The organism is Pyxidicoccus xibeiensis (assembly GCF_024198175.1).
GTDB lineage: Bacteria > Myxococcota > Myxococcia > Myxococcales > Myxococcaceae > Myxococcus > Myxococcus xibeiensis.
This window is the reverse complement of sequence record NZ_JAJVKV010000010.1, coordinates 187,341-200,920: the sequence shown is the minus strand read 5'-3', so window position 1 is coordinate 200,920 and position 13,580 is coordinate 187,341. Positions and strand designations below refer to the sequence as shown.

Annotated in this window: 10 protein-coding genes; 6 read left to right on the top strand and 4 right to left on the bottom strand. The window is 70.0% G+C overall.

Annotated features, from left to right (window positions below):
- Positions 1–59 precede the first annotated feature (59 nt).
- Complete coding sequence (locus tag LXT23_RS35225) at positions 60–2,852, bottom strand: vitamin B12-dependent ribonucleotide reductase (RefSeq protein WP_253984781.1); 2,793 nt, start codon at positions 2,850–2,852, stop codon at positions 60–62.
- Positions 2,853–3,454: 602 nt separating this feature from the next.
- Here LXT23_RS35225 and LXT23_RS35220 point away from each other — a divergent pair.
- The 6 genes from LXT23_RS35220 to LXT23_RS35195 all read left to right on the top strand — a co-directional run bounded on the left by LXT23_RS35220 (position 3,455) and on the right by LXT23_RS35195 (position 9,895).
- Positions 3,455–3,796 (top strand): (2Fe-2S) ferredoxin domain-containing protein, encoded by a 342-nt coding sequence (locus LXT23_RS35220; RefSeq protein WP_253984780.1) that lies wholly within the window; start codon positions 3,455–3,457, stop codon positions 3,794–3,796.
- A gap of 184 nt (positions 3,797–3,980) precedes the next feature.
- Positions 3,981–5,798: a glycosyl hydrolase family 18 protein gene (locus LXT23_RS35215; RefSeq protein WP_253984779.1), complete on the top strand. Its 1,818-nt coding sequence runs from the start codon at positions 3,981–3,983 to the stop codon at positions 5,796–5,798.
- 95 nt (positions 5,799–5,893) lie between these two features.
- Positions 5,894–6,970 carry a hypothetical protein gene (locus LXT23_RS35210; RefSeq protein WP_253984778.1) on the top strand — a complete coding sequence of 359 codons (1,077 nt, stop codon included), beginning with the start codon at positions 5,894–5,896 and terminating at the stop codon, positions 6,968–6,970.
- A 44-nt stretch (positions 6,971–7,014) separates the two neighbouring features.
- Positions 7,015–7,602, top strand: coding sequence for an RNA polymerase sigma factor (locus LXT23_RS35205; protein WP_323379118.1), 588 nt, complete (start codon positions 7,015–7,017; stop codon positions 7,600–7,602).
- The gene (locus LXT23_RS35200) at positions 7,599–8,525 is read left to right on the top strand and encodes a tetratricopeptide repeat protein (RefSeq protein ID WP_253984777.1); all 927 of its coding nucleotides are present in this window, start codon (positions 7,599–7,601) and stop codon (positions 8,523–8,525) included. Before LXT23_RS35205 ends, LXT23_RS35200 begins: the two co-directional genes overlap by 4 nt.
- An 86-nt stretch (positions 8,526–8,611) precedes the next feature.
- Positions 8,612–9,895 carry a DUF7305 domain-containing protein gene (locus tag LXT23_RS35195; RefSeq protein WP_253984776.1) on the top strand — a complete coding sequence of 428 codons (1,284 nt, stop codon included), beginning with the start codon at positions 8,612–8,614 and terminating at the stop codon, positions 9,893–9,895.
- A 56-nt stretch (positions 9,896–9,951) separates the two neighbouring features.
- Here LXT23_RS35195 and LXT23_RS35190 read toward each other — a convergent pair whose 3' ends face one another.
- The 3 genes from LXT23_RS35190 to LXT23_RS35180 form a co-directional block, all read right to left on the bottom strand.
- Positions 9,952–11,118 (bottom strand): lytic polysaccharide monooxygenase, encoded by a 1,167-nt coding sequence (locus LXT23_RS35190; protein ID WP_323379117.1) that lies wholly within the window; start codon positions 11,116–11,118, stop codon positions 9,952–9,954.
- A gap of 147 nt (positions 11,119–11,265) precedes the next feature.
- A complete protein-coding gene (locus tag LXT23_RS35185) occupies positions 11,266–11,976 on the bottom strand; it encodes a Bax inhibitor-1/YccA family protein (RefSeq protein WP_253984775.1) in 711 nt (236 codons plus the stop codon).
- 99 nt (positions 11,977–12,075) lie between these two features.
- Positions 12,076–13,548: a hypothetical protein gene (locus LXT23_RS35180; protein WP_253984774.1), complete on the bottom strand. Its 1,473-nt coding sequence runs from the start codon at positions 13,546–13,548 to the stop codon at positions 12,076–12,078.
- Between the last annotated feature and the right edge of the window lie 32 nt (positions 13,549–13,580).

Genomic DNA, 13,580 nt, shown 5'->3' with positions numbered 1-13,580 from the left:
AAGGGCCCCGGAGCCAGCAGCTCCGGAGCCCTCCTCACTTCACGCGCTGCGCGCCGCGCTCAGCTGCAGCCGCTGGTGGCGCCGCAGTTGCTGCACTTGTAGCAGGCACCGCTGCGAATCATGATGGCACCGCACGTGTGGCACGGCGGCGCGTCCGCCTGGTTGAGCCACGTGGAGCGCAGCCCGGACACGGCTGGCGGCGTCACCACCTCGGCGGGCAGGGCCTGCTGCGTGGGCGTCGCCTCCACCGGGGCGGCCAGCACCGCGTCCTCCGCCTCGTCCTGCTTCGGCAGGAACTTCAGCTCCAGCCAGCGGAAGATGTAGTCGGTGATGGACTTGGCGATGGGGATGGCCGGGTTGCCCGTGAAGCCGCTGGGCTCGAAGCGGGTGTGGCTGAGCTTGTCGACCAGGACCTTCAGCGGCACGCCGTACTGGAGCGCCAGCGACACGCTGGTGGCGAAGCTGTCCATCAGCCCGCTCACCACCGAGCCCTCCTTCGCCATGACGATGAACAGCTCGCCCGGCGCCCCGTCCTCGTACATGCCCACCGTCAGGTAGCCCTCGTGGCCACCGATGGAGAACTTGTGCGTGATTGACCGGCGCTCGTCCGGCAGCCGCCGCCGCACCGCGCGGGGCTCCGGCTTCACCGCCGGCTGCACCTCGGGCTCCACCGCCTTGGCCTGGGCCTTCGCGCTCTTCCCCGCGTCCTTGGACGTGTTGAGCGGCTGCGTCCGCTTGCACCCGTCGCGGTACACGGCGATGGCCTTCAGGCCCCGCTTCCAGGCCTCCAGGTACGCCTTCTCGATGTCCTCCACCGTCGCGTTCGACGGCATGTTCACCGTCTTGGAGATGGCGCCGGAGAGGAACGGCTGGCAGGCCTCCATCATCTGGATGTGCCCCATCCACCCGATGCTGCGCTCGCCGCGCGACGGCTTGAAGGCGCAGTCGAACACCGCCAGGTGCTCGGGCTTCAGGTGCGGCGCGCCCTCGATGGTCTCCTGCTTGTCGAGGTAGCTGATGATGTCCTGCGCCTGCGTCTGGGGGTAGCCCAGCTTCTCCAGCGCCAGCGGCACCGTCTGGTTGACGATCTTCAGCATGCCGCCGCCCACCAGCTTCTTGTACTTGATGAGCGCGATGTCCGGCTCAATCCCGGTGGTGTCGCAGTCCATCATGAAGCCGATGGTGCCCGTGGGGGCCAGCACCGTCACCTGGCTGTTGCGGAAGCCGTGCTCCTCGCCGCGCGCCAGCGCCTCGTCCCAGGCCGCCTTCTGCGCCGCGTACAGCTCCTCGCTCACGCCCTCCGGCGCGATGTTGTACGCCGCCTTGCGGTGCTTGCGGATGACGCCCAGCATGGGCTCCGCGTTCTTCGCGTAGCCGACGAACGGCCCCTGCTTCTCCGCCAGGCGCGCGCTCATCGCGTAGGCCTCGCCGCACATCAGGGACGTAATCGCCCCCGCGTAGTTGCGGCCCGCCGGCGAGTCGTACGGCAGGCCCGTGGCCATCAGCAGCGCGCCCAGGTTGGCGAACCCCAGGCCCAGCGGCCGGTAGTCATGGCTGTTCTTCTGGATGCGCTCGGTGGGGTAGCGCGAGAAGCCGACGATGATCTCCTGCGCCATCAGCATGATGTCGACCGCGTGGCGGAACGCCGTCACGTCGAAGTCGCCGTCGATGGTGCGGAAGTGCATCAGGTTCAGGGACGCCAGGTTGCAGGCCGAGTCGTCCAGGAACATGTACTCCGAGCACGGGTTGGACGCGTTGATGCGCGCCGTCCCCGAGCACGTGTGCCAGCTGTTCACCGTGCTGTCGAACTGCATGCCCGGGTCGCCGCTCAGGTGCGCCGCCTCGGCGATTTCGCGGAACAGGTCCCTCGCCCGGTACGTGTCCAGGGGCTGGCCGTCGCGCACGGCCTTCGTCGTCCACGCCGCGTCGTTCACCACCGCCTTCATGAACTCGTCGGTGACGCGCACCGAGTTGTTCGAGTTCTGGAAGAACACCGACGAGTACGCCTCGCCGTTGAAGGACGGGTCATACCCGGCGTCGATGAGCGCCCAGGCCTTCTTCTCCTCGGCGGACTTGCAGCGGATGAACTCGAGGATGTCCGGGTGGTCCGCGTTGAGGATGACCATCTTCGCCGCGCGGCGCGTCTTGCCGCCGCTCTTGATGACGCCGGCGAAGGCGTCGAAGCCCTTCATGAAGGACACCGGGCCGGACGCGGTGCCGCCGCCCGCCAGCAGCTCCTTGCTGCCGCGGATGGTGGACAGGTTGCTGCCCGTGCCGCTGCCGTACTTGAAGAGCATGCCCTCCGTGCGCGCCAGCGTGAGGATGGAGTCCATGGAGTCCTCCACGCTGTTGATGAAGCACGCGGAGCACTGCGGCTGCGCCTCCACGCCCACGTTGAACCAGACGGGCGAGTTGAACGACGCCTTCTGCCGCAGCAGCAGGTGCGTCAGCTCCGCGTGGAACGTCTCGCGGTCCGTCTCCGACGCGAAGTAGCCGCCGTCCACGCCCCAGCGGGTGAGGGTGTCCACCACCCGCGCCACCAGCTTGCGCACGCTCGACTCGCGCTCCGCCGTGCCCGGCGTGCCCCGGAAGTACTTCGACGCCACGACGTTCGTCGCCAGCATCGACCAGGCCTTGGGCACCTCGATGTTCTTCTGCTCGAAGACGGCCTTGCCGTCCTCGCCGGTGATGCCCGCGCTGCGGTACTCCCAGGCCAGCTCATCCGCCGGGTCCACCCCCGGCGTCGTGAAGAACCGCTCCACCGTCAGGCCCGTCGAAGCCGCCTTCCCCTTCCGCCCGTTGCGTCGCTCCTTGCCGTTCACACTGGCCTTCGAGCTCAGCTCCTTCTCCATGTCGCCACCTCCGCGGGGATTCACTGCGAGTTCGGATGCAAAATTTGCAAAACGCTAAGGCCGCGAGATTCCGAAGGATCCGGTGATCACCGGCGGACAGCCGCGGGTGACTCCGGAGCCAGCTCTCGAAGCGCTTCGAACGGCGCGCGAGCGCCTGGAACTGTCTTGGGGGATTGCCCGCCTGCCTGCCGGGCGGGGGATAGATACGATCCCCGTGGCAATCCCGTCAAGAAACCGCCTCCCCAATGAGTAGTGCTAGGCGCTGGCATACACACTACCAATTGTGGTTTGTTGATTATTTGAACGGGCGCTACGGCTGGCTGCCTGCCTGTAGCAGCCTGTGGCGCGGACGGCGGATCTAGAGCCACTTCGCGACGGTAGCAACAGGTGCTTTGCACTGCCCGAGACCATATGGCGAGTCATGTATGGTCACTCCGACGCAAACAACCGTGATCACTAGGAGACGTTTGCTGACAGTCTGTGCACGAATCCTACGTGGGCCAAGTGGGCTGGCCAGGAAGCGGCACCCAGGCGCGAGGCCGGGCGGTCCGCTGGTGAACGGGGCCGTCGATTTCACCGTTCCGTCGCGTTAGGAGGCGGACATGCCTCCTCCGTTCCAGAGCCACGTCTTCGTCTGCACCAACCGCCGCCCGGAAGGGAACCCCAAGGGGTGCTGCGCCAGCAAGGGCGCGGAGGAGGTGCGCGCCGCCTTCAAGGAGGAGCTCGACAAGCGCGGGCTCAAGGGGCGCATGCGGGCCAACGCGGCGGGGTGCCTGGACACGTGCGCGTTCGGCGTCTCCGTCGTCATCTACCCGGAGGGCACCTGGTACGGCGGCGTGAAGGTGGAGGACGTGCCGGAAATCGTCGAGCAGCACCTGATGCAGGGCAAGCCCGTGGAGCGCCTGGTGATGCCCTTCTCGCGCAAGAACAAGCCGGGCGCCTGACATCCGCCGCCGTCGCTGGCGCTGTGCGTTTCCCGGGTTTGACCCGAAAAATGGAGTCCGTGACTCCTATCGTGTGAACCCGCGAAACAGCTGAGCGGAGGACGCAGAGGGCAGGGCTCCGGGACATGCTCGTCCCGGGCCGCTCGAGGCCCCGTCGTCCCCTGACTCGGCGAGGAGCACATGCATGCGTCGCAGCAGGTGGGCCCTGGGCCTCATCGCTACCGCTTTGTCCGTTGCAGGCTGCAGTCCGGACGTCTCTTCTCCCGAGCCCGACGAGTCCACTCACGCTCAGCATGCGTCGCTCGACGCAGCCTGGGCGGCCGGCGTCTTCTACCCGGTGGGCACGCGCGTCACCTATGTCGGGCGCACCTACGAGTGCCGGCAGGCCCATACGTCGCAGGCGGACTGGATGCCGTCGGCCGTCGCGGCGCTCTGGCTGGACCTGGGCCCTGCGACGGGCGGCTCCGACGCTGGCACCGGGGGCAATGACGCTGGCACCGGTGGCAATGACGGCGGCACCACGGGAGACACCACCGCGCCCACCGCGAACATCGGCGCCAGCGCCACGCGCTTCACGGCGGCGGGCTCGCTGACGGTGACGGCCTCCGCGACGGACAACGTCGGCGTGACGCGGGTGGAGATCCTGGAGAATGGCGCGGTGGTGGCCACCGGCTCGCAGTTCAGCCGCGCCTTCAGCGACTCCACGCAGAACGGGACGTACGTCTATGCGGTGAGGGCCTACGACGCCGCTGGCAACGTGGGCACGAAGACGGTGACCGTGGTGGTGGAGCTGCCCGGCGGCAATCCGGGCGGCGGCAAGAAGCTCATCGCGTACTTCACCGCGTGGGGCATCTACGGCCGCAACTACCCGGTGTCCAACGTGCCGGCGGCGAAGCTGACGCACATCAACTACGCGTTCTCCAACATCTCGTCCGAGGGCAAGTGCGTCCTCGGGGACGTGTTCGCGGACATCGACAAGGGCGGCGGCTGGGCGGGTGAGTGGAACCCCGGACAGCTGCGCGGCAACTTCCGCGCCTTCAAGGAGCTGAAGCGGACGCACCCGCACCTGAAGCTGCTCATCTCCGTCGGGGGTTGGTCCTGGTCCACCCACTTCTCGACAGTGGCGGCCACCGCCGCGAAGCGGGCGGCCTTCGTGAAGTCCTGCGTGGACCTCTACATCCGCGGCCAGTACCCCGGCGTGGACCCGGTCAACGGCGCGGGCGTCTTCGACGGCATCGACATCGACTGGGAGTACCCCGTGGGCGGCGGCCTGCCCGGCAACAGCAACAGCCCCGCGGACAAGCAGAACTACACGCTGCTGATGGAGGAGTTCCGCAGCCAGCTCAACGCCGTCACCGCGCAGACGGGCCAGCGCTACCTGCTGACCATCGCCTCGGGCGCCTCGCCGGACCTGCTGGTCAACAAGCAGGAGACGAAGAGGCTGTCGGACGTGCTCGATTGGATCAACGTGATGACCTACGACTACCACGGCGCCTTCGAGAGCACGGTGAACTTCCACTCGCCGCTCTACCGCGTGACGGGAGACCCGGGCGCGGGTGACGGCTTCTACAGCGACGCGACGGTGGCGAAGATGCTGGAGCTGGGCGTGCCGCCCGCGAAGGTCGTCCTCGGCGTGCCCTTCTACGGCCGCGGCTGGGGCAGCGTGCCCAACGTCAACAACGGCCTCTTCCAGAGCGGCGTACCCACCAAGGGCACCTGGGATGACGGCTCCTCGGGCCTGACGGGCGTGTTCGACTACAAGGACATCAAGGTCAACTACGAGCGCGCGGGTTCCGGCTACACCAAGTTCTTCCATCCGGAGAGCAAGCAGGCCTACGTGTACAGCCCGTCCACGCGGGTGTGGATTGCCTACGACGACCCGCAGAGCCTGAGCGCCAAGTCGGACTACATCCTGAACAAGGGCCTGGGCGGCGCGATGTTCTGGGAGCTGAGCGGAGACGACGGCTCGCTGGTGGAAGCGCTCTACCAGAAGCTGCACTGAGCGGAGTTTGACAGCGGCATCACCCGGCGCCGCGCGGTGCAACCCATACCGCGCGGAGCTTCATCCGCTGGCGCATTGGCGGTACGGTGCGCCGCATGTCATTGGCGGCTGCCGTCCTGCTGCGGCGCGTGTTTGGGATTGCCCTGTGGGTGCTGATGGGCAGTCCCGCGCTGGCCGCCGAGCCCTGGCGGGCCGTGGTGCGAGTGGCCTCCGAGGAAGATGCCGCCCTGCTCGTGCGCGTGCGCGGGCAGAGCAGCGACCTGCCCGTGCTGCTCGAGGCGGTACCGGGGCCGCCGCTCGACGGGGCGGCGGCGGAGCAGTGGCGGGAGGCGGAGCAGCTCGCGGCCCGGCAGCAGGCCCGCGCGGTGCTCTGGTTCCTGCGGGTGGGGCCGGAGGTGCGGGTCCAGGTGGCCGAGCCCGCCAGCCGGCACCTCTTCGTCCGCGCGTCCCGGCTGGACGGCCGGCCGGGCTCGCTGGAGTGGTCCGTTGGCGCCGAGGCCCTGGCGCTCGCCGTGCGCTCCGCGCTGCGAGCCGTGGAGGCGGGCGAGCCGCTCGGAGAGGTGGTGGAGGCCCCGCCGCCTGCACCGGTGGCGGAGAGGGTGGTGGAGGTGCCGCCGGCACCCGCGCCGGTGCCGACGGTGTCCGCGAGTCGCTGGATGCTCGCGGTGGGCGCGCATGCCTCGCTCGACGGGTACACCTCGGGAGGTCATCAAGGGCTGTTGCTGGGGGCGGGATGGGAGGGGCGCTCGCTGCGGCTGCGCCTCCAGGTGCTGGCCGGGCTGCCGGCGCGGCTGCGCGACGCGCGCACGCAGGTGACGTTGGGGCAGTACTCCGCCGCGCTCTGGGCGGATGTGCCCGTGGTGTCCGGTGAGGCGCTGGAGCTCTCGGCCGGGCTCGGCGCGGGGGTGGTGGGCTTCTCGCGGGCGACGGAGGCGCTGGCGCCCGAAGTCGAAGCGGAGCCCTCGCGTGTCATCCCCGCCCTGCTGGTGGGGCCGGAGCTCGCCGCGCGCTGGAGGGCGGGCTCGCGGCTCGCGTTCGAGGTGAGCCTGGCCGCGGAGCTCCTGCTGGGGCGCCCGGCGCTGGGATATGCCGTCGACGGAAACCTCGTGTCTCGCGGTGACGGGTGGGTGGCCCGCCCACGTGTCGGGCTGGCGATGGTGTTGTTTCCGTGAGCGCGGATGACCCGATCCGCCCCGTCGTTCCCTCCATGGGGGGAATGAGGACCTCGGGCTCACATGCCACCGTTGCCCCGCGTCCGGCGGAGGACCCCCGCATCCAGGCGGCCATCCAGGGGCGTCGCGACGCGACGGAGTCGCTGTTGCTGGAGCTGTTGCCTCGCGTGCGCAACCTGGTGCGCTATCTGGTGCGGGGTGACGCGGATGTGGAGGACATCGCGCAGGAGGGGCTCATCGCCCTGGTGCGAGGGCTGCCCACCTACCGGAGCGAGGGGCGCTTCCATGCGTGGGTGGACCGGGTCGTCGTGCGGACGACCTTCGCCTGGCTGAAGCGGGCGCGAGGCCGTGAGGCCCGGCAGGTCGACGAGCCGGCGGAGCTGCTCGCGGTGCCGTCCGAGGATGCGCTGCCGGACGAGTACGTCCATCGCCGCCACCTGGTGACGCTGCTGGACCGGCTCTCCACGGAGCAGCGGCATGCGCTGGTGCTGCACCATGTGTTGGAGCTGAGCGTGCCGGAGATCTCCACGGAGCTCGGGATTCCGTTCGAGACGGTGCGCAGTCGGCTCCGGCTCGGACGCGCGGCGTTGCGCGCACTGGCCGCGGCGAGCGAAGGAGAGGGGGAGGGATGAGTACATTCAGGGAAGAGGGGGACGAGGCCCTGGACAACCTGCTGAAGCCGCTCGATGGCGAGGCGGGGCCGGCGCGTCGAGTCTCGAAGCAGAAGTCGGTCGCGCTCGTCGGCGCCGCGCTGGCGGCGGTGGCCATCGAGGAGACGGTTACATCGCAGCGGCGCCTCGGGAAGCCGAAGCGACCTCCCATGTGGTTGATGGCCGGGGCGCTCGTGCTCACCGGCGCCGCGGCCGCGGCCGTGTGGCGGTACGCGCGCTCCGAGCCCGTGGCGGCGGCTCGGGAGGTGGAAGGTGCTGTCGCGCGGCCAGCCCCGGCCGGTGATGGTTTCGCGGCGGAAGGGATGCGGCCATCCGAGCCGGGCCGTGGAGATGCGCCGTCCGTTCTCGTTTCGCCTGTGAGCATGCCTCGCGATGCCACGGCGGAAGAGGCACCGGCGTCGGAGGCCCTACCGGAGCAGGGCTCCGAGGTTTCTCCCGGGGCGGCCAGGCCTCCGGCCCGCACGCCCCGGCGGAATGCGTCCGCGCAGTCCCTTTCGGCCGCCGCGCCGGAGGATCTGCTCCGCATGGCCAATGAGCTCCGGGCTGGAGGCCGATGGAAGGAAGCGGAAGCGCTGTACCTCCGCGTCATCCGCGCCGAGCCGTCGTCCCTGGCGTCCTATGTCGCGCGAGTCGCCTCGGGCTCGCTCCGGCTGGAGCACCTGGGGAACCCGCGAGGCGCGCTGCGCCACTTCCAGGACGCGCTCCGGCTCCAGCCCCAGGGCGTGCTCGGTCAGGAAGCCCGTCACGGCATCGCGGAGGCGTACCGGGCGCTCGGCGACACGGTGGCGGAGGCGCGGGCGCTGGAGACGTTCCTCGCGAGCCATCCCGACTCGCCGCTCGGCAAGACGGCACGGGCACGCCTGCGGGAGCTCTCCGCGCCATGAAGCGGACTGGACGTGTTCCTGGCGAGCCACCCCGACTCACGTCGCGGAAAGACGGTGCGCGCCCCCCGGCGGGAGCGCTCGTCGCCATGAAGCGGCATTGGAGATTCTCGCTGCTGCTCGCGAGCACCACCGTGAGCGCCGGCTGTACCCAGAGTGACCTGGTGGCCACCATCCGCTCGCCCGACGGTGGACTCGAGGCTCCTCCCGCCGACGCTGGACCTCCGGACGGCGGCGAGCCAGGTGACGGCGGCATTCCCCCTGATGCGGGCATACCTCCCGACTCGGGAGTGCCGCCCGATTGGACGGCGTACTGCGCGGGGCGCGGGCCCCCCATCGTCGTGGGAGACACCCGTGTGGGGGTCTGCAGCGGAGTGCTGGCCGAGCGGACCTTCCGCAAGGCCCTCTGCACCTGCGAGCGGCTCGCGCTCAGTGCATCCCTGGAGACGGATGCCTTCAGGGGCTCGATGGCGCCCTATCAGCCCGGAGGCGCCGGCGGTGACGTCGGAGTGAACGGGAGCCTGTCCGCCAACGACTCGGTCTCGGTGGGCGGGACGCTCCAGGTCGGCGGTGACGGAGGCATCCAGCTCGGGCGCCCGCTCACGGTGGGCGGAGCGCTGTACAGCGGAGGCCCGCTCAACGGGAGCACCGTCTCGGCAACCGTCACGGGCGCCGCCAGCGTGCGGGGCGACGTGGCGCTGGCCTCCCTCACCGTGGGCGGAAGCCTCACGGTTCCACCCGAGTACACGCTGGGCCCGGTGCAGGCCGCGGAAGTCCTCCGCGGGCCCGTGGACGCCGTCACACCCTGCGCCTGCGAGGCCGCGTCCCAGGTGGACGTCGCAGCGCTCGTCGCCCATCACTCGCGGGACAACGACAACGCGGCCATCAGCCTGGGTGCGGCGGCGATGGAGGGCATCACCGGCGAGCGCACCCTGGAGCTGCCCTGTGGGCGCTTCCACCTCACGCGCATCACCGGTACGGGACGCGCGACGCTCGTCATCCGTGCGCGCACCGCGCTCTTCATCGGTGACGTGGTGGACCTGGGCGAGGGCCTCACCGTGGATGTGCAGCCACCAGGAGAGCTGGACCTGTTCATCGGCGGCAGCGTCGCCGTGGCGGGGCCGCTCACGCTGGGCTCCGTCGACGTGCCCTCGCGGACTCGCGTGTACGTCGCGGGCTCCAGCATGCTCGCCCTGTCCGCGGGCAGCCTGCTGGCCGGCAACGTCTACGCACCCGGCTCCCTGCTGAGCCTGAGCGGCAACGCGGAGGTGTTCGGCTCGGTGTTCGTGCGGCACCTCGAGTCCTCCGGGGCACTCCGGCTCCACTACGACGCGGACGTGCTCGACGCCGGTGTCGAGTGTCCGGGCAACTGACTCTCCAGGGCCGGTGACGGTGGCGTGTGGCCCACCGTCACCGGCGCCGCCTCAGCTCACTGCACGCGCTCCCAGGCGTCCTGCCAGTGGCTCCCGGTTCCCGGCGCGTAGTGCGACGCCGCGCCCTTGCACCAGCCGGAGTAGGGGAACGGCTTGCAGCGGTACAGCAGTCCATCCGTGCCCTCCACCACCGTCCCCGCCGTGTAGCTGGAGATGCCCGTGGGGTACTTGTATGCGGCCGTGCCGCCATCTCCGCCGCCGGTGGGCTTCTCCACGTCGAGCTGGAACGTGTAGCCCGTCTCTCGCGCGTAGACGCGGTTGGCCGTCGCGCTCTCCACGGGGACGACGCTCCCCGACGCCTGGAGCACCCCCACCTGCACGCGGGTGGAGCCCGTGGTGACCCGCTGCGCGAGCCGGTACATCCAGCTCGCCGCCGTGCTCGCCGCGCCGTCCAGCGGCAGGACATGGGACTCCACGTCACGGCCCTCGGCGTCGAAGAGGCGGAAGGTCACCTTGCTCCCGGCGGGCAGGTCCTCGCGAGCCTGCACCTGGCCCAGCTCCTTCCAGGGAACCGGCGGAGGTGGCGTGTCGCTGAACCTCACGTCCGTGCAGGCATAGAACGCCTCCGGGCTGTCCGAGCGCTGCCAGATGCCATAGACGACGTGCGAGCCCGTCTTCCCCTGGGGAAACGGGCAGCTCAGCCGGTAGCGGTTGTTCTGCGCGGAGACATTCGTCACCGAGCAGAAGGGATTCGCCTCCAGGTCCGACCACTTCAAGGGCAGCGCGGGGTTGTAGCCCTGCCGCGTCACGTAGAGCCGGAAGTACCCCGTGGCGTGCACGGCCGTGGCGTGGAAGACGAACTCGAAGCGCCCGCTGGCATCCGGGGCAATGAGCGTGGACGGCCAGTCCGTCCTCGCCAGGTCCAGCCCCTTGTGGCTCTCGTTCGCCGCGCTGCACAGCTTCCCGTCCGGGATGATTTCCCGGTGCCGGTCATTCGCGTTGCCCTGGCGCACACCGTTCCAGTCGTACAGCGCCTGGGTGCCTCCCGCCTGGATGAGGGCCTTGCACGCGGCGGACTTCGGAGTCTCCGGCCCCTCCTTGAAGCAGCTGTAGACGCGGCTGAGGGGCACCTCCATGGAGCCATGGGCCAGGGCCGGGCCGGCGGACAGCAGGCCCGACACGACGAGCATTGATGCGAGCGACTTCCGGATTGCTGGGAACATCCCTTCCTCCTGTGCGGACTGCGCGAGGAAGAGGAGGGCGCTGCCCCGGACTTCGGGTCATCGGGTGGCGAAAACGAAGAAGCGGCGGCGCTGCCCCCGGGAGGGACCACGCCACCGCTTCAGGTGTACCGCGAGGGTGCTGTAGGCCTACCGGCGCTTGCCCAGCAGGCGCAGGATGGCGAGGAACAGGTTGATGAAGTCCAGGTACAGGGTGAGGGCGCCGACGATGCTCACCGTGGCGGCGCTGCTGAAGCCGGAGCCGGCGTGCATCTCCCGGAGCTTCTGGGTGTCGTACGCCGTCAGGCCGGCGAACACGAGCACGGACGCGCAGGCGACGACGAAGGACAGCATGTCACTGCGCATGAAGATGTTGACCACGCTGGCCAGAATCACGCCGACGAGGCCCATGAAGAGGAACGTGCCCCACGCGCCCAGGTTCTTCTTGGTGACGGTGCCGTACACGGCCATGGCGCCGTAGACGCCCGCCGTGAGGAAGAACGCCTGGGCGATGCTGCCCGCGGTGTAGATGAGGAAGTAGATGGACAGCGTCATCCCCGTCAGCGCGGAGTAGCCGAGGAACATCGCTCCGGCGACCGGACCCGACAGGCGGGGCGCGAGGAAGGACAGCGCGAACACCGCGCCCAGCTGCACCAGCAGCAGGATGAAGCGCGCGTTGACCACCGCGCGCAGCAGGGGCTCGTTGCTGACCGTCACCAGGGCCATCACCCCGGTGACCATCAGTCCGGCGAACATCCAGGCGTGGACGCGCGTCATGAACGCGCGCTGTGACTCCTGTACGAGGACGGAGTCGACCGAGGCGCGCTCGGCCGTCTGCCATCCGGAAGTTTCCCAGGCCATGTAGCCTCTCAACCTTTCAGGCCGGGACCGTCCCCGGCGAAGCGGTGGTTATAGCGCGCCGGCCGGCGCATGCGCACGGCCCGGACCGCGTGAAGACCCTTAAATGGCCTTCCACGCCAGCAAAAGCTTGGAGGCCACTTCCGTGGTGATGAGGGGCAGCACCCCGCCTCCACCGACGATGTTGACGATCTCCGACATGGAGCCCCGGCAGACCCCTCCCCAGGCAGGCTGGCGAGCCAGCCCCACCGAGGCGTACGCCGAGTAATCCACGAAGAACGATGCGGGCAGCACGGTGCCGGTGGGCTCGCAGAGCAGGTGCTCCTCGGGAGGCGTGTCCACCACCTCCTGCACCACGAAGCCGCCGCCCGTCGTGTCCGCGGCGGCGCGCGCGCACAGCTCCGGCCAGCCCAGGGGCTCGCCGTACGCGGCCTTCGCGCGCTCCGTGTAGGGCACCGTCCCCACCGAGCGCCCCAGGAAGACGGCCTTGCCGCCGTAGTCCCACGCCCGCTTGAGGACGAAGCGCTTCGGGTTCGCCGCCACCAGCGCCACCAGGTCCTCCGCGCGCCCGCCGTCCGGGCCCACCGCGGGGCCGGGGCGGAACAGCCGCGTCCAGGGCACCGAGGCGCGCGCCGCCTCCAGCTCCTCCGGCGTGAGGCCCGCGGCCTCCGCCAGCGCTGGCTCCGTCAGCGCCTGCGACAGGCGGGCGAAGGTGGTCTTCACCTCCACCTGCGAGGCGGGCGGGTTGAGGAACACCGCCTTCTTCCCCGGCACCGTGCCCAGGAAGTCCTCCACCCACGGCGAGGGCGTCTCCTCCAGCCGCCGCACGAAGAGGTGCCGGTACACCAGGTCGTACTTCTTGCCGCGCACCTCGAAGGCGTCGTCGCCGGACACCTCGTCCGGGTGCACCACGTCCGCGTCCGCGCCGTACTCGCGGAAGCGCTCGCACAGCCAGCGCAGCTCCGAAATCTGCGCGTCGTTGCGGCGGCACAGCAGCGCCACCGTGTCCGGCAGCTTCCCGTTGCGCTCGGCCGCGTAGCCGTCCAGCAGCGACCGGTACAGCGCCAGCGCGTTGCTGCCGTTGAGGGCCAGCAGCGAGTGCAGCGCCTTCTCCGGGTAGCGGAAGTAGCGGGCCACCACCTCGATGAACGTACGCGCCGCGATGTCCGAATACCCCTGCATGGCGGGGATGGTCGCGTTGACCTCCAGCGCCCAGGGCTTGCCACCGGCGACGAAGTAGTCCACCCGCGTGTTGACCAGCCGGGTGGCCTGGCGCCAGGTGCGCTCCGCGAGCGAGCGCTCGAGCGGGGAGAGGGCGCCCAGCAGCACCTGCGCGTCTTCGCCGCCCAGGATGGCGCGCGCCATCTTGAGGTTGGCGGACGACAGGCGGGCGGACAGCTCGGCGCGGCGGCGAATCTCCGCGGCGTCCAGCACCACGGGGGTGGCGGTGATGGGGATGGGCCGGGTGGCCCCGTCCTTCTGCGTCACCGCCAGGCCCCGCTGGTAGGAGACCTTTGCCAGCTCGGGCGCGATGTGGCGCGCCTGGCTCCGCAGTACGTCGATGAACTCTTGCACGAAGTCCTGTCCTCGGAAGCGACGCCCGGGCC

What these genes read in the sequence shown, in the direction of transcription:
- LXT23_RS35225 (WP_253984781.1), bottom strand. Translation starts at nt 2,852, where the DNA reads ATGGAGAAGGAGCTGAGCTCGAAGGCCAGTGTGAACGGCAAGGAGCGA.
- LXT23_RS35220 (WP_253984780.1), top strand. Translation starts at nt 3,455, where the DNA reads ATGCCTCCTCCGTTCCAGAGCCACGTCTTCGTCTGCACCAACCGCCGC.
- LXT23_RS35215 (WP_253984779.1), top strand. Translation starts at nt 3,981, where the DNA reads ATGCGTCGCAGCAGGTGGGCCCTGGGCCTCATCGCTACCGCTTTGTCC.
- LXT23_RS35210 (WP_253984778.1), top strand. Translation starts at nt 5,894, where the DNA reads ATGTCATTGGCGGCTGCCGTCCTGCTGCGGCGCGTGTTTGGGATTGCC.
- LXT23_RS35205 (WP_323379118.1), top strand. Translation starts at nt 7,015, where the DNA reads ATGAGGACCTCGGGCTCACATGCCACCGTTGCCCCGCGTCCGGCGGAG.
- LXT23_RS35200 (WP_253984777.1), top strand. Translation starts at nt 7,599, where the DNA reads ATGAGTACATTCAGGGAAGAGGGGGACGAGGCCCTGGACAACCTGCTG.
- LXT23_RS35195 (WP_253984776.1), top strand. Translation starts at nt 8,612, where the DNA reads ATGAAGCGGCATTGGAGATTCTCGCTGCTGCTCGCGAGCACCACCGTG.
- LXT23_RS35190 (WP_323379117.1), bottom strand. Translation starts at nt 11,118, where the DNA reads ATGTTCCCAGCAATCCGGAAGTCGCTCGCATCAATGCTCGTCGTGTCG.
- LXT23_RS35185 (WP_253984775.1), bottom strand. Translation starts at nt 11,976, where the DNA reads ATGGCCTGGGAAACTTCCGGATGGCAGACGGCCGAGCGCGCCTCGGTC.